The 1,310-nt window shown below is 56.9% G+C and carries 1 protein-coding gene; it reads left to right on the top strand.

From position 1 onward, the window contains the following. Positions 1-1,310: amino acid adenylation domain-containing protein (locus ACP7EG_RS27630; RefSeq protein ID WP_426090242.1), on the top strand; the 1,310-nt coding region annotated here is incomplete at both ends.

Below are 1,310 nucleotides of genomic sequence, written 5' to 3'. Positions count from 1 at the left end.
ATCCATGAGCTGTTCGAAGCGCAGGTGGCGCGCACGCCAGCGCAGGTGGCGCTGGTCTATGGCGATGAGCAATTGACGTATGCGCAGCTCAATGCGCGGGCGAATCAACTGGCGCATGCGCTGCGGGCTCGTGGCGTTAGGCATGAAAGCATCGTTGCGATATGCCTGGAACGGAGTCCGGAGCTGATACTGAGCCTGCTGGCTGTCTTGAAGGCGGGCGGGGCCTATTTACCTCTGGATCCAGGCATGCCGGCGGAACGCTTGGCCGGGATACTGGCGAACGCCTCCCCTGTACTATTGATCGCGGGTGCCGATGCGGCAGTCCTGGCAGGTGCGATACCTGTCTTGCTCATTGACCATGCAGATGCACTGGTAGCCGAATATTCAGAGAAAAATCTTGACATTGCGGAAGTGAGTGGGCGCAGCCTGGCCTATCTCATGCATACCTCTGGCTCCACTGGAGAACCCAGGGGCGTGATGGTGGAACACAGGAATGTGCTGCGACTGGTAATTAACGTGGCATATGCTCCTGTCGGCGAGAGTGATTGCGTTGCCCATTGTGCGAATCCGGCGTTTGATGCCTCGACTTGGGAGATATGGAGTGCTTTGCTCAACGGTGCTCGTTTGCTCCTCATCGATCATGCGACGGTCATGGATGCTGCATCCCTCAATCGTACCTTGTCCAGAGGCGGCGTGACTGCCATGTGGCTGACCGCAGGATTGTTCAATGCTTGCGCAGAGCAACTGGAAGAAGCCTTTGGCCAGCTGACCTATCTGCTTGTCGGCGGTGATGTACTTGATCCGGGGCGCATTGCACTCGTCCTGGGGAATGCCAAACGTCCCCGTCATATACTTAATGGCTATGGTCCGACAGAAACCACGACATTTGCGACGACCTTCCAGATCGATCATGTCGACGGTTCTGCCATTCCCATAGGGCGTCCCATTGCCAATACCAGTGTGTATATCCTGGACCGTGAAGGCCAGCCATCGCCCATAGGTGTGGAAGGTGAAATTTATATCGGTGGCAATGGCGTGGCACGCGGCTACTTGAACTGTCCGGAATTGACGAAGAAACATTTCATTCCCGATCCATTTAGCACTGCTAAAGGTGCGCATCTTTACCGGAGTGGTGACTTGGGGAAAGTGCGTGCCGATGGCAATATCGAATTTATCGGACGTAATGATGGCCAGGTCAAGCTGCGCGGCTTCCGCATCGAACTCGGTGAGATCGAGCACCAGCTGGCGCAGCATGCGCAGGTGGGGGCAGCGGTGGTGCTGGCGCGCAGCGACGACGGGCAGGAAAAGCG

The sequence above is a fragment of the Janthinobacterium sp. PSPC1-1 genome (genome assembly GCF_049897625.1).
Taxonomy (GTDB): domain Bacteria; phylum Pseudomonadota; class Gammaproteobacteria; order Burkholderiales; family Burkholderiaceae_D; genus Janthinobacterium; species Janthinobacterium tructae.
This window is presented reverse-complemented; position numbering and strand designations above follow the sequence as displayed.